Consider the following 20,541-nt stretch of genomic DNA (forward strand, 5'->3'; position numbering starts at 1 on the left):
GAGAAAGACTATCGGGTCCTGGGAGTGCTTCAGCCCGCCAGCCCGAAAAGGTGTCAGGAGGCGATCTCCTTGATCTTCTCAATCAGCTTGACCCTGTCCTCGTGCGTCGCCCCGAACGGCGCGACGTTGAGCGTCGTCACCCCCGACTCCTTCATCGCCGCCACCCGGTCCCGCACGAACCCCTCACTCCCGATGAGCGACATGCTCTCCAGCAGCTCGTGCGGCACCAGCGCCGCCGCCTCCGTCTTCTTCCCGTCGAGGTACAGCTCCTGGATCGCCGCCGCCTCCTTCTCGTAGCCGTAGCGCCGCGCGAGGTCGTTGTAGAAGTTGCGGCCCTTGGCGCCCATCCCGCCGATGTACAGCGCGGCCATCGGCCGGCCGAACTCCAGCAGCCCCGCCACGTCGTCGCCGATCGCCAGCGACGCCTGTGCGATCACGTCCAGCTCGCCCAGCTCGTCCTGCCGCTTGGCCCGCCCGGCGGCCAGCGACGGGCCCCACACGTCGGCGGCCTTCTCGGGGACGTAGAAGATCGGCTGCCAGCCCTCGGCGAGCTCCGCGGCCAGTTCGACGTTCTTGGGGCCGATGGCCGCGACCACGATCGGGATGCGGGGGCGCACCGGATGGTTGATCAGCTTCAGCGGCTTGCCGAGCCCGGTCCCCTGGTCGGGCGGCAGCGGCAGCGTGTAGTGCTTGCCCTCGTACTCCAGCCGCTCGCGCCGCCACACCTGGCGGCAGATCTCGATGATCTCCCTCGTACGGCCCAGCGGCGCGGTGTACGGCACGCCGTGGAAGCCCTCGATCACCTGCGGCCCCGACGCGCCCAGGCCCAGCGTGAAGCGCCCGTCGGAGACGTAGTCCATGCCCGCCGCGGTCATCGCCAGCAGCGTCGGGGTGCGCGAGTAGATCGGCAGGATCCCGGAGGCGATCTCCAGCCGCTCGGTCTTGGCGGCGATGTAACCCATCTGGCTCACGGCGTCGAAGCTGTAGGCCTCGGCGACGAAGACGATGTCGAGACCCGCCTTCTCGTAGTCGGCCAGCTCGGCCACCGACTCCTTGAAACCGCCGGAGTAGTTGAGTGCCATACCGATGCGCATGCCGGGCTCCCGATGAACCGAAAGATGAACCGAATGTTGTTCCGTTGCGACGGCAACAGGTTAGCGCGCCGCGTCCCCGGCAGCGAGCGGCTAGCCTGGGTCGAATGCTGAAGCGCGTCGTCATCGTCGTGGCAGCCGTGCTCGCCGTGAGTCTGGCGGGGCACCGGCTGATCCCGGTGCTGGGTGGGTTCACCCCGGTGATGGAGAGCCTGCTGCCCTGGTTCGGGCTCATCGTGCCGCTGCTGATCGTGGGTGCCCTTGTGGCCCGGTCCACGGTGGCCACGGTGGCGGCGCTCGTGCCGGGGGTGGTGTGGGCGGCCATGTTCGGCGCCACGCTGATGCGCACCCCGCCCGGCGGCCAGAGCGACCTGGCGGTCGGCACGGTGAACGTGGGCGTCACCAACAACGCCTCGGGCGAGGCCGTACGCCGCATCGCCGAAGACCTCGACCTGCTGGCGGCGCAGGAGCTCACCAGTGGCGGCCCGGCCGCCAAGCAGCTCAACAAGATGTTCAAGTACCACTATCCGGTGAGCACGGTCGGCCTGTGGAGCCGCTACCCGATCACCGAGACCAAGCCGCTCGACGTCGGCATGGGCTGGCCGCGCGCGCTGCGGGCCGTGGTGGCCACGCCCAAGGGCAAGGTCACCGTGTACGTCATGCACCTGGCCTCCGCCCGCCCCGGCATGACCGCCTCGCGCGATGAGTCCCTGGCCTCCGCCCGCAAGCTCATCGACGCCGACCCGAGCCAACGGATCCTGCTGCTCGGCGACCTCAACACCGCCACCACCGACCGGGGCATGCAGGGGCTCACCCCGCCGCTGATCGACGCGCAGCTCACGGCGGGCGACGGTTTCGGGTTCACCTGGCCGTCGGAGTTCCCGGTCACCAGGCCCGACCATATCCTGTTCAAGGGGATGACGGCGACCAAGGCGGGGGTGGCCCCGGCGACGGGCAGCGATCACCGGGCGGCAGTGGCCTCGCTACGTCTCTAGGAGTGACAGGTCCCCCGGTGTGTCGATGTCCGCCGGGTCGCCCAGGCCGTCGCACGGCACCTCAGTGACCAGCTCGGGATGCGCCTTCAGGAACGGCCGTGCGCCCACGTCACCCACGGCCAGCGCGGCGACCGCGCCGAAGTGGCGGCGGGCGATCAGCACGGGGTTCCTGCGCTTGCCGCCGTAGGTCGCCACGGCCACCTCGGCATGGCCGGCGATCAGGGCGCGGACCGCCTCGGGCCTGATGAACGGCTGGTCCACCAGCGCGATGACCACCGACTCGGCCTCCTCGGGCAGCGCGGCCAGCCCCACTCTCAGGGACGAGCCCATGCCCGTCGGCCAGTCGGGATTGCGCACCGTCACCGCCCTGCGCACCTGTACGGTCGCCGCGCCGAGCACGACCACCACGGGATGGCAGCCGCCCTCCTCCAGCAGCCGCACGCCCCGGTCCACCAGCCGTTCGCCCTCGTACTCGACCAGCGCCTTGGGCGTGCCCAGCCGGGCGCCCTGCCCGGCGGCGAGCAGCAGTCCGGCCACCCGGGCATCTCTCATGGTGTCTCCTGGTGGATGCGCCCCTCGGTGTGGGTCAGCGGCCGTCCCGAACCACCCCAGCGGAGCTGGATCAGCTCGGCGGCGATCGACACCGCCGTCTCCTCCGGGGTCCGGGCGCCCAGGTCGAGGCCGATGGGCGACCTCAGCCGGGCCAGCTCGTCCTCGGTCAGGCCCGCCTCGCGCAGCCGGTCCAGCCGGTCCTCGTGGGTGCGGCGGGAGCCCATGGCGCCGACGTAGCCCGCGCCGGTGCGCAGCGCCACCTCCAGCAGCGGCACGTCGAACTTGGGGTCGTGGGTGAGCACGCAGATGACCGTGCGCTCGTCCACCTGGACCGAGGCGAGGTAGTCGTGCGGCCACTTGACCACCACCTCGTCGGCCTCGGGGAAGCGCTTGGGGGTGGCGAAGACGGGCCGCGCGTCGCAGACGGTCACGTGATAGCCCAGGAACTTGCCCACCCGCGCCACCGCCGCGGCGAAGTCGATCGCGCCGAACACCAGCATGCGCGGCGGCGGCGCGAAGGAGTGCACGAACACCGCGAGGTCGTCCAGCCGCCGCTCGCCCTGCCCGCCGTAGTGCCTGATGCCCGTCGCGCCCTGGGCCAGCATGCCGCGGGCGTCGTCGTCGACGGCCTCGTCGAGGCGGTCCACGCCGAGCGTGCCCGAGGAGCGGTCCGGCCAGATGACGCGGCGGGCGCCCATCCGGCCGGGGCCGGAGACGATCGTGGCGACCGCCACGGGCTCGTGCGCGTTCACCGACGCCGAGATCTCCCCCAGCTCGGGAAACGTCTCGATCGAGACCGGCTCGACGAGGATGTCGATGATGCCGCCGCAGGTCAGCCCGACGGCGAACGCGTCGTCGTCGGTCACGCCGTACCTCTGCAGGACTGGCGTGTCGATCTCGGTGGCCAGCTCGAACACCGCGCCCTCGACGCACCCGCCGGACACGCTGCCGACCACCTCGTCGCCGCGTACCGCCATGGACGCGCCCGGCGCTCGGGGCGCGCTGCTGAACGTGCTCACCACCGTGGCGAGCCCGAACCTGAGCCCCGACCTCCACCAGGGCATGATCTCCGACAGCACATCACGCATGGGCGAGCCTCTCGCTCAGTTCCTCGAAGGCGGCCAGGCTGTGCCCGGCCACCAGATCGTCCAGGTACGGCAGAGCGGCTCGCATGCCGCCGGTCAGCGGCTGGTAGTCCGCGTACCCCTTGTGCGGGTTGACCCAGATGACCCGGTGCGCCTGGCGGGCCAGCCGGGCCATCTGCGTGCCCAGGAGCTCCGGATCGCCCCGTTCCCAGCCGTCCGAGGCGATCACCGCGATCGCCCCCCGCGCGCTGGACCGGGTGAGGTACTCCCTGAGCTCCTCGCCCAGCCTGGTCCCGCCGCTCCAGTCGGGCACGGCCTTGGACACCTCGTTGAGCGCCGTGCCGGGGTCGCGGTGGCGCAGCTCGGCGGTGATCGGGGTGAGGCGCGTGCCGATCGAGTACACCCGGGTGGCCCGCGGCTCGCTCCTGACCAGGGCGTGCGCGAAGCGCAGCAGCGTCTCGGCGTAGGGCGCCATGGAGCCACTGACGTCCACGAGCAGCACGACGCGGCGCGGCCTGGTGGCGTGCCGCTTGCGCCGCAACCGCGCGACGTCGCCCTTCCTGAGCGCGTCCCGGATCGTGCGCCGCTGGTCCAGCACTCCCCGGTGCGCGGCCGTGAACCGCCGCGAGCGCCGCTGCGCGCGCCGGCCGCGCAGCATCGACAGCATCCGGTGCACCTCCGCCCGCTCGGCCTCGGTCAGCCTGGCCACGTCCCGGTGCCGCAGGATCTCGATAGGGCTGGCGGTGCCGGGCACGGCGTCCGCCTCGCCCTCCTGCTCGTCCTGGTCGGCCGCGGCGGTGTGCCGGGTGACGGTCGTGGTGCTCGTACGGCTGACCTTCGCGGTCCTGCCGCCGAAGTAGGCGGCGAAGCAGCGGTCGTACCTGGGCAGGTCGTCGGGGGTGGCGCAGAGCGTGAAGCGGCCGGCCCAGTAGACCTCGGCCGGGGCGGTCACGTCGAGGTGGTCCAGGGCCAGCAGCAGGTTGCGGGTCCGCTCGTGGTCGGCGGCGACGCCCGCGGCGCGCAGCGTCCTGGCGAAGCCCGTCATGGTCGCGGCCAGCTCATCCATGGTTGAGCAGCCCGTTGTTCAGGACGTTCTCGACGTCTTCGCGGTATTTCAGCGCGGCGCCCAGCGTGGCGGCGGCGCGGCCGGGGTCGAGCTCCTTCGCGCCCAGCGTGAGCAGCGCCTCGGTCCAGTCGAGCGTCTCGGCGACGCCCGGCGGCTTGACCAGCCCGGCCCGCCGCAGCCGCGCCGCCGCCTGGGCCACCTGTACGGCCAGCGTCTCGGTGCAGTCGGGCAGGCGGCGCAGCAGGATCGCCACCTCCCTGTCGAAGTCCGGGTGCTCCAGCCAGTGGTAGAGGCAGCGGCGCTTGAGCGCGTCGTGCACCTCACGTGTCCGGTTGGAGGTGACGACGACCACCGGCGGCGTCTTGGCGCTGATCGTGCCCAGCTCGGGGATGGAGATCGTGAAGTCGGACAGCACCTCGAGCAGGAACGCCTCGAACTCGTCGTCGGCCCGGTCGATCTCGTCCACGAGCAGCACGCTGGGCTGCGTCTCGACGGCTTTGAGCAGCGGCCTGGCGATCAGGAACCGGCGGTCGTAGATCTCGCCTTCGAGCCGGCCCACGTCGGTGATCCCGGCGGCCTCGGCGGCCTTGAGGTGGAGCAACTGGCGGGCGAAGTCCCAGTCGTAGAGCGCCTGGGCGGCGTCGAGCCCCTCGTAGCACTGCAACCGGATCAGCGGCGCCTTCAGCAGCGCGGCCAGCGTCTTGGCCAGCTCGGTCTTCCCTACCCCCGCCTCCCCTTCGAGGAACAGCGGCCGTCCCATCCTGAGCGCCAGGAACGCGGCCGTGGCCAGTCCCTCGTCGGCCAGGTAGGCGTGCCGGTCGAGCAGCTCGATGAGCTTCTCCGGAGACTCGATGTCCATTGACCTGATTGTCCGCCGCAGCACGCCTTCAGGCTACGCGCTGCTCGGTCTTCGCGAGACTTCGCTCCTTCGATCGGACGCGGAGACGGAGGCCTACTCCTCCCGCGCCTCACCGCGCTCGCGGATCAGGGCCGCCAGTTCGGCTGTGGCTCGGCGGGCGCGGGCCTTCTCCGAGCCCTGGATGCCCATCGCGCCGATGCTGCGGCCGTCGGAGAAGTCCAGCTTGGGCCACGGCTCGCCGACCAGCAGAGTCACGTCCAGGACCTCAGGCCAGCTGTAGCGGTGCGTACGGATGGCGTTGACGATCGTCAGGCCCGTCTCGTCGGCCTCGACCCGCACCCGGCCCAGCAGGTGCAGGACGAAGGCCACGAGACAGCCGAACAGCACGAGCCCGATCCGGTCCGGCAGTTCGAACGGCTCGGCGATGAGGACGGCCATCACCACCGAGCCGAGGACGACCAGCGTCGCGAAGCCGTACGCGACGATTCTCCCCCGGCGGGGACGCCAGGTGATGGGCAAGGACGGGGGAGGCAGCGGATCGGACACGAACGGAAACCTACCGCAGGTCAGTGGAGGTCCCGCAGGAGGAGGGCGGTCTCCAGTGCGGCGACGGTCGACTCATACCCCTTGTCCTCCTTGCTGCCCGGCAGGCCCGAGCGGTCGAGTGCCTGGTCGAGCGTCTCGCAGGTGAGTACGCCGTTGCCGACCGGGGTCTCCTCGTCGAGCGAGATCCGGGTCAGGCCGGCGGTCACCGAGTCGCAGACGTACGCGAAATGCGCGGTCTCGCCCTTGATCACCGCGCCCAGCGCCACCACCGCGTCGCAGCGGCGGGCCAGCGCCTGGGCGATGACCGGGATCTCCAGCGAGCCGGGCACCCGTACGACGGTGGCCGTGGCGCCGCTGTCCTCGCACGCCTGCAGGGCCCGTGCGAGGAGCTGGTCGGTGATCTTGGCGTGCCAGGCAGCGGCGACCACGCCCACCGTCAGGCCCGCGGCGTCCGGAACGGCGGTTGCCGCGGGACGTCCCTGCCCGCTCATGAAGCCTCCGAGATGTCATGGCCGAGGCGGTCGCGCTTGGCCTTCAGGTAACGCTCGTTGTAGGGGTTCATCGCCACCGGCATGGGCTCGCGGCCGAGCACCTTGATGCCGTAGCCGTCCATGCCCTTGAGCTTGGCCGGGTTGTTGGTGAGCAGCCGCACGGACTTGACGCCGAGGTCGGCCAGGATCTGCGCGGCGTTGGAGAACTCACGGGCGTCGACCGGCAGCCCCAGTTCGATGTTCGCGTCGACGGTGTCGCTGCCGTTGTCCTGCAGGCTGTAGGCCCTGAGCTTGGCCAGCAGGCCGATGCCCCGGCCCTCGTGGCCGCGCAGATAGACGACGACGCCGCGGCCCTCCTCGGCGATCGCGGCCATGGCGTGCTCGAGCTGGACGCCGCAGTCGCAGCGCAGTGAGCCGAACACGTCGCCGGTCAGGCATTCGGAGTGGGCGCGGACCAGGATGTTCTCGCCGTCGGACAGGTCGCCATAGGCGAGTGCGATGTGCTCGCCGCCGTCGAGCGCGCTGGCGTAGCCGTAGGCCCGCCACATCCCGTACGCGTTGGGCACGTTCGTCTCGGCGACCCTGGTGACCATGCTCTCGGTCCTGCGCCGGTAGTCGACCAGTTGCTCGATGGAGATGAGCGCCAGGTCGTGCTCGTCGGCGAAGGCCCGCAGCTCGGGCAGCCTGGCCATGGTGCCGTCGTCGTTGACGACCTCGGCCAGGACACCCGCGGGGGACAGCCCGGCGATTCTGGCCAGGTCGACGGCGGCCTCGGTGTGGCCGCGCCGGCTCAGCACGCCGCCCTCGTGGTAGCGCAGCGGGAAGATGTGGCCCGGCCGGACCAGCTCGTAGGGCTCGGTCGCGGAGTCGGCGAGCGTCCGGATCGTCCTGGCGCGGTCGGCGGCGGAGATGCCGGTGCTCACTCCGTCGCGGGCGTCGACGCTGATCGTGTACGCGGTGCGCAGCCGTTCCCGGTTCTGGAACACCATGAGGGGCAGGCCCAGCCGGTCCAGCTCCTTGCCCTCCATGGGCACGCAGATGACGCCGCTGGTGTGCCTGATCGTGAACGTGAGCAGTTCGGGAGTGGCCTTGGAGGCGGCGAAGATGATGTCGCCCTCGTTCTCCCTGTTCTCGTCGTCGACGACCAGGACGGGCTTGCCGTCGCGGATGTCCTCGATCGCCCGTTCGACCGGGTCGAGAATGGTCTCGGTCATGACGCCACCACCAGGTCCCTGGGAGCACTCTGGTACTCCCTCAGCCACTTCACGAAGCCGATCAGCACGAGTACGAAGAACACGCCATAGACGGCGCCGGAGACGACCAGCCCCGAGCTGAACGCCAGCGGCACGCCGACCAGGTCGACGGCCACCCACACGATCCAGAAGTCGACCAGTGCCCTGCCCTGCGCCCAGGTGGCGACCGCGCTGCCGACGAAGATGTAGGCGTCGGCGGCCACCAGGAACGCGCCCTTGGGCAGCGGCACGGCGGCTCCCCACGACAGATGCGTGACGAAGAACAGCACGCCGACGAGCGCGGTGCCCAGCACCATCGCGGTGATGTAGCCGCCCCGCTCGCGCGCCGTGGCCGGCCGCACGGCGAGCTGCTTGCCGTCCTGCGTGCCGCGCCGCCACGCCCACCAGCCATAGACGGCCAGCGCCCCGAACATCGCCTGCTTGAGCGCGTTGCCGGTGATGTTCGCGTTGATCGAGGCGATGAACAGCAGCACCGAGCCGGTCAACTGCACCGGCCACGTCCACATCGACTTGCGCATCGCCAGCAGGACGGTGCTCAGCGCGGCGATGTTGCCGACCAGGTCCGTCCAGAGGACGTGTGTCCCGAATACCTCGAATCCGGCGTCAGCCCAGTTCACTGCTTGCCCACCAGCCTTTCCACATACTTCGCGATCACGTCGACCTCGATGTTCACCATGTCGCCCACTTCGAGCTCGCCCAGCGTGGTCAGCTTCAACGTGGTGGGGATGAGGCTCACGCCGAAGCTGTCGTCGTCAACCGTGGTGACCGTCAAGCTGATTCCGTCGATGGCGATCGAGCCCTTCTCCGCCACGTACCGGGCGAAGGATTCGGGGAGGGAGAAGCGGAGGTTGTCCCAGTTCGCTCCAGGTTCCCTGGACCGCAGGACGGCGGTGCCGTCGACGTGGCCCTGCACGATGTGGCCCCCGAGACGCTGGTCGGCCCGTACGGCGCGCTCCAGGTTCACCGCGGAGCCCACGTCCAGGGCGCCGAGGGAACTGCGGTCGAGCGACTCCTTGATCACGTCCACGGTGAACACGTCGCCCTGGACGTCAACGACCGTCAGGCAGACGCCGTTGACGGCGATCGACTCGCCGTGACGCGCGTCGGAGGTGACGATCGGGCCGCGGACGGACAGCAGCGCCGAGTCGCCCACCGCCTCGACGGCCACGATGTCGCCCTTTTCCTCGATGATTCCGGTGAACATCAACTCTCCTTGCGTGGTGGTGCGAGCACCGGCCGCGCGGTCAGCCGCAGGTCCGGTCCAATGGGGGAAATGTCGTCGAAGACCAGCCGATGGGTGTCGGCGATGGTCGCCACGCCCGCGTCGCCGAGCGCGGCGGGCCCGGCGCCCAGCAGGGCCGGGGCCAGGTAGGCGATGACGCGGTCGATCAGGCCCTGGCGCAGGAACGAGCCCGCGAGTGTCGGACCGCCTTCCAGGAACACGCTGACGACCTGGCGCGCGGCCAGCTCACGGAGGAGCGCGTGCAGGTCGAGGCCGCCGTCGTGACGGGGCAGCCGGATCAGGTCTGTCTTGTGGCCGGCCTCGCCGAGATCGGTCTCGGCGAGGTCGGTCTGGGCGAGGTCGGTGCCGATGTCGTCGGCGATCGCGATCAGCGTGGGCGCCTCGCCATCGAGCACCCTGGCGCCGGGCGGGGTCCGCGCCTCGGAGTCGACCACGACCCGCAACGGCACCCGCGCGGCGGGGCTGGTCGGGCGGGCGGTGAGGCGTGGGTTGTCGGTGAGGACTGTGCCGATGCCGGCGATGATCGCGTCGGACTCGGCGCGCAGCCGGTGGACGTCGGCTCGGGCCTCGGGGGAGGTGATCCACTGGCTGGTGCCGTCTTGGGCGGCCGACCTGCCGTCGAGGGTGGCGGCGAACTTCCAGGTGACGTACGGCCTGCCGAGCCGGGCGTACGTGAGCCACTCGGCGTTGACCCGTTCGGCCTCCTCGGCGAGCAGCCCGAACTCCACGGCGACCCCGTGCCCGTTTAGCCGCGCGCCCCCGCCGGCGGCCTTCGGGGTGGGATCGGCGACCGCCACGACCACCCGCGCGATGCCCGCGTCGAGCAACGCCAGACTGCACGGCCCGGTCCGGCCGGTGTGATCGCACGGCTCGAGCGTCACGTACGCGGTGCCGCCACGTGCCCGCTCGCCCGCCTCACGCAACGCGACGACCTCGGCATGCGGACCACCGGCGTAGGCGTGAAAGCCCTCACCCGCGACATTCCCCTCCACGTCGAGCACAACGCAGCCGACCACGGGGTTAGGGCTGGTGGCCCCCCGCCCACACCCGGCCAGCTCGACGGCCCGCGCCATGTGCACGGCGTCTGAAGCGGCCTGCGCCTCGGGAGCGGCGTCGGAGACGGCATGCGCCTCGCGTGCGGCATCGGTGACGGGGCGCGCCGAATGCGCGGTGTCCTCAGCGGGTGTCTCCACCCCGGGCCTCCTACTCGCCAGTAGCTCTAAGCCACGGCGGGCCCCGGGGGGTATGGCGGTGCGCGTACGCACCACTGCGGCGCCCGGCTCGACACCGGACACCCGCGCGCTTCCTCCCATCCGGACTTTAACCGTCGGTCCCGGAATTTCACCGAGTCAACCGGCCGATGGCATCGGACGGGTCGCGGACTGTAACCGCCGGTTCGGAATTTCACCGACCCCGGAGCACGCTAGCTCTCTTCTCGCACCAGTCTGCCATGCCGGAAAAAGCGCATGCGACCACCCCCCACTATGACAAACAAGCGCTCGCTTGGTCAACGGGTTCAGCGGTCAGGCGAGGGCGGGATGTCAGGCGGCCATGAGGCGGCGGGCGAGCCGGGCGGCCGGGCTGTAGCGGACCTGCGCCGGGACCAGCCCCAGCCCGGTGTGCAGCGCCTTCAGCGTGGCCGTCGCCCACAGGTCGCCGACCGGCGTCGCGGGCAGGCCGTACAGCCGCCTCGCCCAGCGCGGGAGCGTCGCGAACGCCAGCAGCGTCACCCCCGGCACGACCGGCTTGAGCGGGGTGAGCAGCAGCGGGAGCGGTGCGTTGAGCGACAGGCGCAGCGGGTGCGCCGCCTCGGGGACGAACCGCAGGCCGGGGCGCTCCCCCTCGATGTAGTCATGCAGTTCGCCCACCGTGCCGGGGACGGAGGCCGGGTCGAGGCCGACGACCTCGGCGGCCCGTCGCCATTCCGCCACGAACGTGTCCGCCTCGGCGTCCGTCAGCTTCACACCGCCCCGGCGGGCCACCGACAGGTAGGAGTCGACCTCACCCGCGTGCACCCAGCGCAGCGCGGCCGGGTCGTCCAGGCGGAAGCGCTCGCCCGTGTCGGGATCACACGCGGTCAACGTGGCGTGGATCTTGCGGACCCGGCGGCCGGCCCGTTCGACCTCTTCGCGCGTGCCATACGTGCGAACGCGGACGAATTCCGTCGTCCGCACGAAACGCGACCACGCCTCATGGGGATCCATGAGCGAGGAGTTCTGCAGTACGCCGCGCATCGCCCTGGGGTGCAACCCCTGCATCAGCAGCGCACGGAACCCGCCTATCAGCAGGATCGGCTCGCCCATGACCCGCCAGGTCACCGAGCGGGGCCCGAAGAGCCCATGGTCCACCATAAGTGGACAGTTACCCAGGTGAGCCCAACTTCATGTCACGACAGCATCTTGTTTGTGCCTTGATTCCGTGATTAAGCAGGCTTTACCTATATAGATCATGACATCCCATATAGGAACGGGTCAACGGTATATATGGCACGACCGGGTCGACATTGCACAACGAAATAGTGAAGCCTCCGGAAAGCATTGCCCCCGGGTGATCTGACCTGCAAATGTGCCATATGGCCTGATACTTCCAGTTCTGGCATTGCTTGGGGGCCCTGTTAGATGACCACACCGACGTCCACCGCACCAGAGATCGACGCGACGTCCGTGACCGAAACACCGGAGGCCGTAGGCCGCTCGCCCGGCCAGCTCATGTGGCTGCGCTTCCGGCGGGACCGTACCGGGGTCATCTCGGCCGTGATCGTGATCTTGTTCTTCCTGGTCGCCATCCTCGCACCTGTCATCTCCGCGGTGTACGGCAAGGACCCGTACACCCTGTACGGCCAGGACAGGCCCGGACTGCTCAACGACTTCGGGTACGCGCTGGCGCCCAACGGCGGGATCAGCTCGGAGTTCTGGTTCGGCATCGAGCCCAACCTGGGCCGTGACGTGTTCATGCAGCTCGTCTACGGGATCAGGACCTCGCTGCTGATCGCGGTGGTGACGGCGGTCCTCACGACCATCATCGGCGTCGTGGTCGGCATCGTCGCCGGGTACGCCGGCGGCAAGACCGACTACTTCATCGGCCGGGTCATCGACCTGATGCTGTCGTTCCCGCAGATCCTGTTCATCATCGCGTTCACTCCGGTGGTCGACCAGTTCCTGGTGCCCTCCAACGAGGAGACTCCGGTGTGGCTGCGGGCGGTCACGCTGACCATCCTGCTCACCGTCTTCGGCTGGGCCGGGCTGGCCAGGCTGCTGCGCGGCCAGGTGCTGTCGATGCGCGAGCGTGAGTTCGTGGAGGCGGCCAAGGTCACCGGCGCCTCCCCCGCCAGGATCGTGTTCAAGGAGCTGCTGCCCAACCTCTGGACCCCGATCCTCATCCAGTCGACGCTGCTGCTGCCCGCCCTGGTCACGGCCGAGGCGGCGCTGTCCTTCCTGGGGGTCGGGATGGGCGAGCAGGTCCCCGACTGGGGTCGGATGTTCCTGCGCGCCACGCAGGTGTACCAGAACGACATCACCTACCTCATCTTCCCCGGCGTCGCGCTGCTGATCTTCGTCATCGCCTTCAACTTGCTCGGTGACTCGGTCCGCGACGCCTTCGACCCCAAGATCAAACGCTAGAGGAGAGAAATGAATCACCGCAAACGGTCGGCTCTCGCGGTTGTCGCGGCGGCCTCGCTGGCGTTGGTCGGCGCCTGCGCGCCGGGAAACGCGGGCGCCCCGTCGAGTGCCCCCGCCAGCGCGGGCGCCTCGTCGGCGCCGGCGGCGGAGGCATACAAGCCCCCGACGATCACCCTGGGCACCGCGGAGGACTCCAAGGGCCCCGCCATCCCGCCGGAGGGCGTGGTCAAGGGCGGCACCGTCACCATGATCGACCGGGATGACTTCGCCCACTTCGACCCGGCCCAGATCTATGTGAACACCGACGCGAACTTCGGCCTGCTCATCAGCCGCGGCCTGACCGGTTACAAGCGGGTCGCCAAGGGCGACTACAAGCTGGTGGGCGACCTGGCCACAGACGCGGGCACGGTCTCCGACGGCGGCAAGACCTGGACGTTCACCCTGAAGGACGGGGTGAAGTGGCAGGACGGCAGCCCGATCACCTCCGCCGACGTGAAGTGGTCCGTCGAACGGATGTTCGCCCCCTTCGTCACGTTCGGGCCGAACTACATCCAGACGTGGCTCACCTCCGAGAACTACAAGAAGGACTACCCCGGCCCGTACGGCGGCAAGGAACTTGACAACATCGAGACTCCGGACGCCAAGTCCATCGTCTTCAAGTTCAACTCACCGCACGCCGACGCCAACTACGCCTTCGCCATGGCCGGCTACAACATCGTGCCCAAGGCCAAGGACACCAAGGAGAAGTACGACAAGGAGCCCGTCTCCTCCGGCCCGTACATCATCAAGTCGCACGTCGTCGACAAGTCGCTCGAGCTGGCCCGCAACCCCAACTGGGACGCCGCCACCGACCCGATCCGCGGCGCGTACCCGGACGTGTGGAAGATGGAGTTCGGCCAGGAGGCCACCCAGGTGACCGACCGCCTGGTGGCCGACTCGGGACCCGACCAGACGGCGTTCACGTTCTACTCCAACACCCCGGCGGAGCGGCTGCAGCAGGTGCTGGGCGACGCGAGCCTGGCCGACCGCCGGATGATCAGCCCTTCGCCGTATGGCAACTACTACTACTTCAACCTCGACCGGGTGAAGGACCAGAAGATCCGCCAGGCGATCAACTACGCCTGGCCGGCCAAGCAGATCCAGCAGGCCCTGGGCGGCCCGCAGGCCGTGGCGCTGCCGACGACGATCCTCAACGAGAACACCACGGTCGGCTACAAGCCGTACGACCTGTTCGGGAAGCTGGCCAAGCCCGAGGGCGACATCGAGAAGGCCAAGCAGCTGCTGGCCGAGTCGAGCAACCCCCACCCGACCATCGTCTACGCCTACAACAACCTCCCCACCCAGGAACCGGTCACCTTGGTGATCAAGAACGCCCTGGAGAAGGCCGGGATCAAGGTCGTTGCCAAGTCGCTGGACCGTAAGACGTACTACGACTCGATCAGCCAGACCAAGAACGAGTTCGACCTGTACTGGGGCGGCTGGGGCGCCGACTGGCCGTCCGGCTCCACCGTGATGCCGATCATCTTCGGCCCGGTCTCCGACGGCGGCCAGAACATGAGCCACCTCAACGACCCGACGGTCAAGGCCGAGATGAAGAAGATCGAGGAGAACCCCGACATCGACGCGGCCAACGCGGCGTGGATGAACCTCGACAAGCAGATCCAGGAGACGATCACCCCGATGGTCGTGGCCGAGAACCGGATCGGCACCTTCCTGCACGGCTCCAAGGTGGGCGGCGCCGAGATCGATCCGCAGCAGTGGATCGTCTCGCCCAACACCATCTTCGTGAAGCAGTAGCACCCCTGCTCCGGGCGCCGCCACGGCGCCCGGAGCACCCTTTTGGAGATCTCGTGCTTCGATTCCTGACCCGTCGCGTCATCGGCGCCGCGGTCATCCTCGTGATCATCTCGGGGGTGACCTTCTTCCTGTTCTTCGTGATCCCCGCCGATCCGGCGCGGCTCGCGTGCGGCAAGGTCTGCCCGCCAGAGACCCTGGCGCAGGCCAGGCACAACCTGGGCCTCGACCATCCGGTCGCGGTGCAGTTCGTGTCGTGGCTCGGGGGGATCTTCGTCGGCCGGGACTACCCGGGCCTCGGCAACTGTCCCGCGCCCTGCCTCGGCTACTCCTTCGTCAACCGGGCCCCGGTCTTCGAGACCATCATCGACCGGCTGCCCGTCACCATCGCGCTGACGATCGGCGCTTCGGTCATCTTCCTGACGTTCGGGGTGGCCACCGGCATCATCGCCGCGCTGCGCCAGGGCAAGGCGCTCGACAAGATCGCCAGCATCTCGTCGCTGGTCGGCGCGTCGATGCAGATCTACTTCGTCGGCACGCTGGCCATGTACTTCTTCGTCTATCAGGCGCACATCTTCCCGCAGCCCAAGTACATCCCGATCACCGAGGATCCGGTCGGCTGGTTCAACGGGCTGCTGCTGCCCTGGATCGTGCTGGCGATCATCTTCACCGCCAACTACACCAGGATGACCCGCTCCACGATGGTGGAGAACCTCAGCGAGGACTACGTCCGGACCGCCAGGGCCAAGGGCATGTCCGGCAGGAGCGTGGTGATGCGCTTCGCGCTGCGCGGCACGCTGACCCCGATCATCACCATCTTCGGCGTGGACCTGGGCCAGCTCATCGGCGGCGCGATCATCACCGAGACCACGTTCGGGCTGCAGGGGATCGGCCGCCTGTCGGTCCGCGCGGTCGACTACTCCGACCTGCCCACCCTGATGGCCACCGTCCTGGTCGCGGCGGGCGCGATCGTGGGGATGAACATCGTCGTCGACGCCCTGTACGCCGTCATCGATCCCCGCGTGAGGCTGAGCTGATGTTTCTTGAGGTCAACGAGCTCACCGTCGACTTCCACACCGAGGACGGCGTGGTCCACGCGGTCGACCGGCTCTCGTTCCAGGTGGAGCGCGGGACCACGCTCGGCATCGTGGGAGAGTCGGGCTCGGGCAAGTCGGTGACGAACCTGGCCGTGCTCGGCCTGCACAACCCGGAGACGGCGAAGATCTCCGGCAGCATCGCCTTCGACGGCCAGGAACTGATCGGCGCGTCCAGGTCCTCGATGGAGAAGCTGCGCGGCGACCGAATCGCGATGATCTTCCAGGACCCGCTGACGTCGCTGTCGCCGTTCCACACGATCGGCGCGCAGATCGCCGAGGTGTACCGCAAGCACAAGGGCGTCTCGCGGTCGTCCGCGCGGGACCGGGCGATCGAGATGCTGGACCGGGTCGGCATCCCGCAGCCCAAGCTCCGCGTCGACGACTATCCGCACCAGTTCTCGGGGGGCATGCGCCAGCGCGCGATGATCGCCATGGCGCTGGTCTGCGACCCCGGACTGCTCATCGCCGACGAGCCGACCACCGCGCTCGATGTCACCGTACAGGCACAGATCCTCGACCTGCTGAGCGAGCTGCAGGAGCAGTCGGGCACGGCGATCGTCCTGATCACCCACGACCTGGGCGTGGTGGCCAACACCGCGCACAACGTGCTGGTCATGTACGCGGGGCGGGCCGTGGAACGGGGCACGACGCACGAGGTGCTGCGTGAGCCGCGCCATCCGTACACGTGGGGCCTGCTGGGCTCCATGCCCAGCCTGCGGCGCCCGGTGGACCTGCCGCTGGCGCCGGTGCGCGGCACCCCGCCCAGCCTGATCCACCTGCCGTCCGGCTGCCCGTTCCACCCGCGCTGCGACTACCTGAAGCTGCTGGGCAAGGAGGTGTGCGCCGGTGACCGGCCCGAGCTGTCGCCGGAACACGGCCACGGCGACGCCTGCTACCTGACGCTCAAGCAGAAGGCGGAGCTACGCGAACGACCTGTTGAGGAGACGAAGTGACGGAGAAGCTGCTGGAGCTGTCCGGGGTGGTCAAGCACTTCCCCGTCAGAGGCGGCTTCCTGGTCAAGCACCAGGTCGGCGTGGTGCACGCGGTGGACGGCATCGACCTGACCGTACACGCGGGCGAAACGCTCGGCCTGGTCGGCGAATCGGGCTGCGGCAAGTCGACGACCGGCCGGCTGGCGGCCCGCCTGCTGGAGCCGACCGGCGGCAGCATCACCTACGACGGCCACGACATCACCCACGCGGGCCGCCGCGAGCTCAAGCCGATCAGGCCCGAGATCCAGATGGTCTTCCAGGACCCGTACTCGTCGCTGAACCCCCGGCACACCGTCGGCTCGATCATCCGCGGCCCGATGGACATCAACGGCATCAACCCGGCCGGCGGCCGGGAGGCCCGGGCCAGGGAGCTGCTGGAGATCGTCGGCCTGAACCCTGAGCACTACAACCGCTTCCCGCACGAGTTCTCCGGCGGCCAGCGGCAGCGCATCGGCGTGGCCCGCGCGCTGGCCCTGGAGCCGCGGCTGATCGTCGCCGACGAGCCGGTGTCCGCGCTGGACGTCTCGATCCAGGCTCAGGTGATCAACCTGCTGCAGCAGTTGCAGCGGGACATGGGGATCGCGTTCCTGTTCATCGCGCACGACCTGGCGGTGGTCAGGCACTTCTCGCAGCGGGTCGCGGTCATGTACCTGGGGAAGATCGTCGAGATCGCGGACCGGGACTCGCTGTACGAGCGGCCGCGCCATCCGTACACGCACGCGCTGCTGTCGGCGGTGCCGGAAGCGGAGGTGGAGGGGCCCGCGCGGCAGCGCATCCGGCTGGCGGGGGACGTCCCGTCGCCGCTCAACCCGCCGTCGGGGTGCCGCTTCCGTACGAGGTGCTGGAAGGCGCAGGAGAAGTGCGCGGTGGAGGAGCCGCCGCTGACGCGGCTGTCCGGCAACCACGAGGGCCACCTGACCGCCTGCCACTTCCCCGAGGCCCCAACCACTCAAGGCGAAGACGTAGTGCTGGACCCGGCGCTGGCGTGACCGCGGGCCGTGCGTCGTATTTTTCACCAGCGTTTTCTCGTAACGGCCCGCCGCACTCTCACGGCGGGCCGTACGTCTTGTCTTTCACCAGCGTTTCTCGTTCCGGCCCGCCTTACTCCCGCTGCGGGCCGTACATCTCTCACCAGCGTTCCTCGCACCGGCCCGCCGCACTCCTGCTGCGGGCCGTACGTCTTTCACAAGCTTTTTCTCTTGTACGGCAAGCATGGGCAACCCGCCACCCACCGACCGGGGCTGAGGGCCTCCAGGAAGACGGCCTCTGACCGGATGGTGGCCGGGCGCCGCTACGACCCGCCGGCAGCCCGTTCGGCCTGGGACCGGAGGGCCTCGACCGCTGCCGCCGGGTCGGAGGCGCCATAGACGGCGCTGCCCGCCACGAAGACGTCCGCGCCCGCCACCACGCAGCGTTCGATGGTGTCCGCGTCCACACCGCCGTCCACCTGGAGCCAGATCTGGCCACCGTGCCGCTCGATCAGGGCACGCGCCCGGCGGATCTTGGGCAGCACCATGTCGAGGAACTTCTGCCCCCCGAAGCCCGGCTCGACCGTCATCAGGAGCAGCATGTCGATCTCACCCAGCAGGCCCTCGTAGGGCTCGATCGCCGTCGCCGGATTGAGCGCAAGACCCGCCCTGGCGCCCAGCGAACGGATCTCGCGCAGCGTCCGCACCGGGGACTTCGCCGCCTCCGCGTGGATCGTGACGCTACCCGCGCCCGCCTCGGCATAGGGCGGGGCCCAGCGGTCGGGATCCTCGATCATGAGGTGGCAGTCGAGCGGCGTCGAGGTCGCCTTGCGCAGCGACTCGACCACGGGCAGCCCGAGGGTCAGGTTGGGCACGAAGTGGTTGTCCATGACATCCACGTGCAGCCAGTCGGCGTTGGGGACGGCTGCGGCTTCGTCGGCGAGCCTGGCGAAGTCGGCGGCGAGGATGCTGGGAGAGATCTGTAGGGCCATGATGCTCCGAGTCTATTGAACGGCGCCCACCTGAGTCGCCCGCACCCCGATCCCGAGCCTGACGAACGCCGCAGCTCTCTCTGGCCTCTCTGATTGAGCCGCCTCAGAGCGGCGCTTGCGCAGAAGGACCAAGATCGGTTGAGGCACCTCAGAGGCCGCTTGCACAGAAGGGCCAGGACTGGTCGAGGTACCTCAGAGCGGACGTTTGCGCAGAAGAGCGAGGAACATCGCGTCGGTGCCATGACGGTGCGGCCAGAACTGGGCGTACGGACCGTCACCCAGCCCGTCGATCTCCGGCAGGTAGTCGCGCGCGTCGAGCTCCTCCACGTCACCGCGCCGACCGGCGACGTCACCGACGACGACCCGGGTCTCGGCGAGGTGCGGCGAGCAGGTGACGTACGCGACGACTCCGCCGGGCCGTACCGCGTCGAGCGCGGCGTCGAGCAGGCGCCGCTGCAACCGGCCCAGCTCGGCGATGCCCCCGGGATCGCGACGCCACCGCGCTTCGGGGCGACGGCGCAACGCTCCCAGCCCGGTGCAGGGCGCGTCGAGCATGATCCGGTCGAACGTCCCCGGCCGCCAGGCAGGCTCGGTCCCGTCAGCGGTGACCACGGCGGCATCCCGGGTGGTCTGCCAAACCAGCCGCGCCCGGTGATACTGCACATCAGCAGCCAGCAACCGCGCCCCACCCGGATAAGCCACCGCCCGACCACGGGAACCCGGCCGATCGCCTGAGCCCGCCCCGGCGCTGGACCCGGCATCGTCGCCCGAGCCTGCACCGCTGAAACCCGCACCATCGTCCAAGCCCGCACCATCGTCGGAGCCCGCACGATCGCCGGAGCCCGCACGATCGCCGGAAGCGGGGATGTTGCCGGCGGCATCACGGTCGCCATAATCGGAGAAGTCGTGGCCGCCGGAAGCCGCGAGGTCGCCGTAGGTGGCTATGGCGTCGAGGAGGCCGGCCTTGCCACCCGGTCCGGCGCACATGTCGAGCCACAGCTTGTCCCGGCCGTCGAGCGGCACGCGCGTCAGGGCGAGCGCCACGAGCTGGCTCGCCTCGTCCTGGACGGCGGCGCGGGTCTCGGCGACCGCCGGGATCCTGCCCGGGTCGCCTTCCGTCAGGTAGGCGGCGTACGGCGAGTAGCGGCCGGGGTCGGCGCCGCTCTCCGTCAGCTCCTCGACCGAGCTGCGGCCGGGCCTGGCGACCAGCGTCACCAACGGCCGTTCGTTGTCGGCGGCGAGCAGGTCGGCCACCTCACCGGCCCGGCCACCCAGAGCGTCACGGAACGCGCTCACGATCCACCGCGGATGGCTGTAGGCGACGGAGAGGTGCCCAGCCGGGTCGCGGGCCTCGTCGGGGGCCACGATCGGGATCCACTCTTCGATGGTCCGCGACCCGATCTTGCGCAGCACGGCGTTGGCGAACTTGGCGGCACCCGCCCCGATGCGCAGCCGTACGAGATCGACCGTGGTGCCGACGGCGGCGTGCGGTGGGACGCGCATCTTGAGCAGTTGATGGGCACCGAGCCGCAGAGCGTCACGCACGTCGGGATCGGGCGCCCGGTCGACGCACATCTCGATGATCGCGTCGTACGTCCCGAGCCCGCGCAGCGTCCCGTAGGCCAGCTCGGTCGCCAGCGCCGCGTCACGCCCCTTCACACCGCGTTCTCGCAGGAGTCGAGGCATCAGCAGGTTGGCGTACGAGTCTCGCTCGTCGACGGCCCGCATGACATCGAAGGCGGCATTGCGCGCCTGATCACGCGCCGGCCCCCGCGACCGGCCACGCGCCTGTCCCCGGCCACCGCCCTGACCACCCCGGGCACCGCCCTGACCGGCCCGGCCACCGCTCTGCCCGGTCGGCGTTCCCTCGTTGCGGCGGCGCGGGCCTTGTCCCATG

At 69.8% G+C, this 20,541-nt stretch carries 20 protein-coding genes and 1 riboswitch; of the genes, 6 read left to right on the top strand and 14 right to left on the bottom strand.

Annotated features, from left to right (window positions below):
- Positions 1-53: 53 nt before the first annotated feature.
- Entirely contained in the window at positions 54-1,094 is a 1,041-nt protein-coding gene (locus KLK06_RS23280; RefSeq protein WP_214637685.1) for an LLM class F420-dependent oxidoreductase, read from the bottom strand.
- 104 nt (positions 1,095-1,198) lie between these two features.
- Here KLK06_RS23280 and KLK06_RS23285 point away from each other — a divergent pair, with 104 nt between their 5' ends.
- Positions 1,199-2,086, top strand: coding sequence for an endonuclease/exonuclease/phosphatase family protein (locus KLK06_RS23285; protein WP_214637686.1), 888 nt, complete (start codon positions 1,199-1,201; stop codon positions 2,084-2,086).
- Here KLK06_RS23285 and KLK06_RS23290 read toward each other — a convergent pair.
- From KLK06_RS23290 to KLK06_RS23340, 11 genes are all read right to left on the bottom strand, one after another.
- Positions 2,075-2,638 carry an NTP transferase domain-containing protein gene (locus tag KLK06_RS23290; protein ID WP_214637687.1) on the bottom strand — a complete coding sequence of 188 codons (564 nt, stop codon included), beginning with the start codon at positions 2,636-2,638 and terminating at the stop codon, positions 2,075-2,077. The genes KLK06_RS23285 and KLK06_RS23290 overlap by 12 nt on opposite strands.
- Positions 2,635-3,726, bottom strand: a complete 1,092-nt coding sequence (locus tag KLK06_RS23295) for an XdhC/CoxI family protein (protein ID WP_214637688.1) — start codon at positions 3,724-3,726, stop codon at positions 2,635-2,637. Before KLK06_RS23295 ends, KLK06_RS23290 begins: the two co-directional genes overlap by 4 nt.
- Positions 3,719-4,789, bottom strand: a complete 1,071-nt coding sequence (locus KLK06_RS23300) for a VWA domain-containing protein (protein WP_214637689.1) — start codon at positions 4,787-4,789, stop codon at positions 3,719-3,721. The genes KLK06_RS23295 and KLK06_RS23300 overlap by 8 nt, the downstream gene beginning before the upstream one ends.
- A complete protein-coding gene (locus KLK06_RS23305) occupies positions 4,782-5,648 on the bottom strand; it encodes a MoxR family ATPase (RefSeq protein ID WP_214637690.1) in 867 nt (288 codons plus the stop codon). The genes KLK06_RS23300 and KLK06_RS23305 overlap by 8 nt, the downstream gene beginning before the upstream one ends.
- Positions 5,649-5,741: 93 nt before the next feature.
- Positions 5,742-6,194, bottom strand: coding sequence for a PH domain-containing protein (locus KLK06_RS23310; RefSeq protein WP_308168403.1), 453 nt, complete (start codon positions 6,192-6,194; stop codon positions 5,742-5,744).
- Between the two features lie 20 nt (positions 6,195-6,214).
- Positions 6,215-6,685 (bottom strand): 6,7-dimethyl-8-ribityllumazine synthase, encoded by a 471-nt coding sequence (gene ribH / locus KLK06_RS23315; protein ID WP_214637691.1) that lies wholly within the window; start codon positions 6,683-6,685, stop codon positions 6,215-6,217.
- The gene (locus KLK06_RS23320; RefSeq protein WP_250905880.1) at positions 6,682-7,899 is read right to left on the bottom strand and encodes a bifunctional 3,4-dihydroxy-2-butanone-4-phosphate synthase/GTP cyclohydrolase II; all 1,218 of its coding nucleotides are present in this window, start codon (positions 7,897-7,899) and stop codon (positions 6,682-6,684) included. The genes ribH and KLK06_RS23320 overlap by 4 nt, the downstream gene beginning before the upstream one ends.
- A complete protein-coding gene (locus KLK06_RS23325) occupies positions 7,896-8,555 on the bottom strand; it encodes a nicotinamide mononucleotide transporter family protein (protein WP_214637692.1) in 660 nt (219 codons plus the stop codon). Before KLK06_RS23325 ends, KLK06_RS23320 begins: the two co-directional genes overlap by 4 nt.
- Positions 8,552-9,142, bottom strand: a complete 591-nt coding sequence (locus KLK06_RS23330) for a riboflavin synthase (protein WP_214637693.1) — start codon at positions 9,140-9,142, stop codon at positions 8,552-8,554. The genes KLK06_RS23325 and KLK06_RS23330 overlap by 4 nt, the downstream gene beginning before the upstream one ends.
- Positions 9,142-10,374 carry a bifunctional diaminohydroxyphosphoribosylaminopyrimidine deaminase/5-amino-6-(5-phosphoribosylamino)uracil reductase RibD gene (ribD, locus tag KLK06_RS23335; protein WP_308168404.1) on the bottom strand — a complete coding sequence of 411 codons (1,233 nt, stop codon included), beginning with the start codon at positions 10,372-10,374 and terminating at the stop codon, positions 9,142-9,144. Before ribD ends, KLK06_RS23330 begins: the two co-directional genes overlap by 1 nt.
- A 102-nt stretch (positions 10,375-10,476) precedes the next feature.
- Positions 10,477-10,607, bottom strand: a riboswitch (FMN riboswitch).
- Between the two features lie 115 nt (positions 10,608-10,722).
- Positions 10,723-11,532: an oxygenase MpaB family protein gene (locus KLK06_RS23340; RefSeq protein WP_214637694.1), complete on the bottom strand. Its 810-nt coding sequence runs from the start codon at positions 11,530-11,532 to the stop codon at positions 10,723-10,725.
- Between the two features lie 267 nt (positions 11,533-11,799).
- Between KLK06_RS23340 and KLK06_RS23345 the strand changes: the two genes are divergently transcribed.
- Genes KLK06_RS23345 through KLK06_RS23365 form a run of 5 tightly spaced genes read left to right on the top strand, consistent with a single transcriptional unit; the run spans position 11,800 to position 17,673 of the window.
- Positions 11,800-12,801 (top strand): ABC transporter permease, encoded by a 1,002-nt coding sequence (locus KLK06_RS23345; protein ID WP_214637695.1) that lies wholly within the window; start codon positions 11,800-11,802, stop codon positions 12,799-12,801.
- A gap of 9 nt (positions 12,802-12,810) precedes the next feature.
- Positions 12,811-14,598, top strand: coding sequence for an ABC transporter substrate-binding protein (locus KLK06_RS23350; protein WP_214637696.1), 1,788 nt, complete (start codon positions 12,811-12,813; stop codon positions 14,596-14,598).
- Positions 14,599-14,651: 53 nt separating this feature from the next.
- The gene (locus KLK06_RS23355; RefSeq protein ID WP_214637697.1) at positions 14,652-15,632 is read left to right on the top strand and encodes an ABC transporter permease; all 981 of its coding nucleotides are present in this window, start codon (positions 14,652-14,654) and stop codon (positions 15,630-15,632) included.
- Positions 15,632-16,645 (top strand): ABC transporter ATP-binding protein, encoded by a 1,014-nt coding sequence (locus KLK06_RS23360; protein ID WP_214637698.1) that lies wholly within the window; start codon positions 15,632-15,634, stop codon positions 16,643-16,645. The genes KLK06_RS23355 and KLK06_RS23360 overlap by 1 nt, the downstream gene beginning before the upstream one ends.
- Positions 16,642-17,673, top strand: a complete 1,032-nt coding sequence (locus KLK06_RS23365; protein WP_214637699.1) for an ABC transporter ATP-binding protein — start codon at positions 16,642-16,644, stop codon at positions 17,671-17,673. The genes KLK06_RS23360 and KLK06_RS23365 overlap by 4 nt, the downstream gene beginning before the upstream one ends.
- 302 nt (positions 17,674-17,975) lie before the next feature.
- Here the strand turns inward: KLK06_RS23365 and rpe are convergent, their stop codons facing one another.
- Together rpe and KLK06_RS60055 are read right to left on the bottom strand one after the other, a co-directional pair.
- Positions 17,976-18,644, bottom strand: a complete 669-nt coding sequence (gene rpe / locus KLK06_RS23370) for a ribulose-phosphate 3-epimerase (RefSeq protein ID WP_214637700.1) — start codon at positions 18,642-18,644, stop codon at positions 17,976-17,978.
- 192 nt (positions 18,645-18,836) lie between these two features.
- Positions 18,837-20,540 (bottom strand): RsmB/NOP family class I SAM-dependent RNA methyltransferase, encoded by a 1,704-nt coding sequence (locus KLK06_RS60055; protein WP_250905881.1) that lies wholly within the window; start codon positions 20,538-20,540, stop codon positions 18,837-18,839.
- Position 20,541: the final 1 nt, after the last annotated feature.

Source organism: Nonomuraea sp. NEAU-A123, assembly GCF_018603905.1.
In the GTDB taxonomy this organism is placed as follows: Bacteria; Actinomycetota; Actinomycetes; order Streptosporangiales; family Streptosporangiaceae; genus Nonomuraea.

What these genes read in the sequence shown, in the direction of transcription:
- KLK06_RS23330 (WP_214637693.1), bottom strand. Translation starts at nt 9,142, where the DNA reads ATGTTCACCGGAATCATCGAGGAAAAGGGCGACATCGTGGCCGTCGAG.
- KLK06_RS60055 (WP_250905881.1), bottom strand. Translation starts at nt 20,540, where the DNA reads ATGGGACAAGGCCCGCGCCGCCGCAACGAGGGAACGCCGACCGGGCAG.
- rpe (WP_214637700.1), bottom strand. Translation starts at nt 18,644, where the DNA reads ATGGCCCTACAGATCTCTCCCAGCATCCTCGCCGCCGACTTCGCCAGG.
- KLK06_RS23300 (WP_214637689.1), bottom strand. Translation starts at nt 4,789, where the DNA reads ATGGATGAGCTGGCCGCGACCATGACGGGCTTCGCCAGGACGCTGCGC.
- KLK06_RS23340 (WP_214637694.1), bottom strand. Translation starts at nt 11,532, where the DNA reads ATGGTGGACCATGGGCTCTTCGGGCCCCGCTCGGTGACCTGGCGGGTC.
- KLK06_RS23285 (WP_214637686.1), top strand. Translation starts at nt 1,199, where the DNA reads ATGCTGAAGCGCGTCGTCATCGTCGTGGCAGCCGTGCTCGCCGTGAGT.
- KLK06_RS23320 (WP_250905880.1), bottom strand. Translation starts at nt 7,899, where the DNA reads ATGACCGAGACCATTCTCGACCCGGTCGAACGGGCGATCGAGGACATC.
- KLK06_RS23350 (WP_214637696.1), top strand. Translation starts at nt 12,811, where the DNA reads ATGAATCACCGCAAACGGTCGGCTCTCGCGGTTGTCGCGGCGGCCTCG.
- KLK06_RS23345 (WP_214637695.1), top strand. Translation starts at nt 11,800, where the DNA reads ATGACCACACCGACGTCCACCGCACCAGAGATCGACGCGACGTCCGTG.
- KLK06_RS23295 (WP_214637688.1), bottom strand. Translation starts at nt 3,726, where the DNA reads ATGCGTGATGTGCTGTCGGAGATCATGCCCTGGTGGAGGTCGGGGCTC.
- KLK06_RS23305 (WP_214637690.1), bottom strand. Translation starts at nt 5,648, where the DNA reads ATGGACATCGAGTCTCCGGAGAAGCTCATCGAGCTGCTCGACCGGCAC.
- ribH (WP_214637691.1), bottom strand. Translation starts at nt 6,685, where the DNA reads ATGAGCGGGCAGGGACGTCCCGCGGCAACCGCCGTTCCGGACGCCGCG.
- KLK06_RS23290 (WP_214637687.1), bottom strand. Translation starts at nt 2,638, where the DNA reads ATGAGAGATGCCCGGGTGGCCGGACTGCTGCTCGCCGCCGGGCAGGGC.
- KLK06_RS23360 (WP_214637698.1), top strand. Translation starts at nt 15,632, where the DNA reads ATGTTTCTTGAGGTCAACGAGCTCACCGTCGACTTCCACACCGAGGAC.
- KLK06_RS23280 (WP_214637685.1), bottom strand. Translation starts at nt 1,094, where the DNA reads ATGCGCATCGGTATGGCACTCAACTACTCCGGCGGTTTCAAGGAGTCG.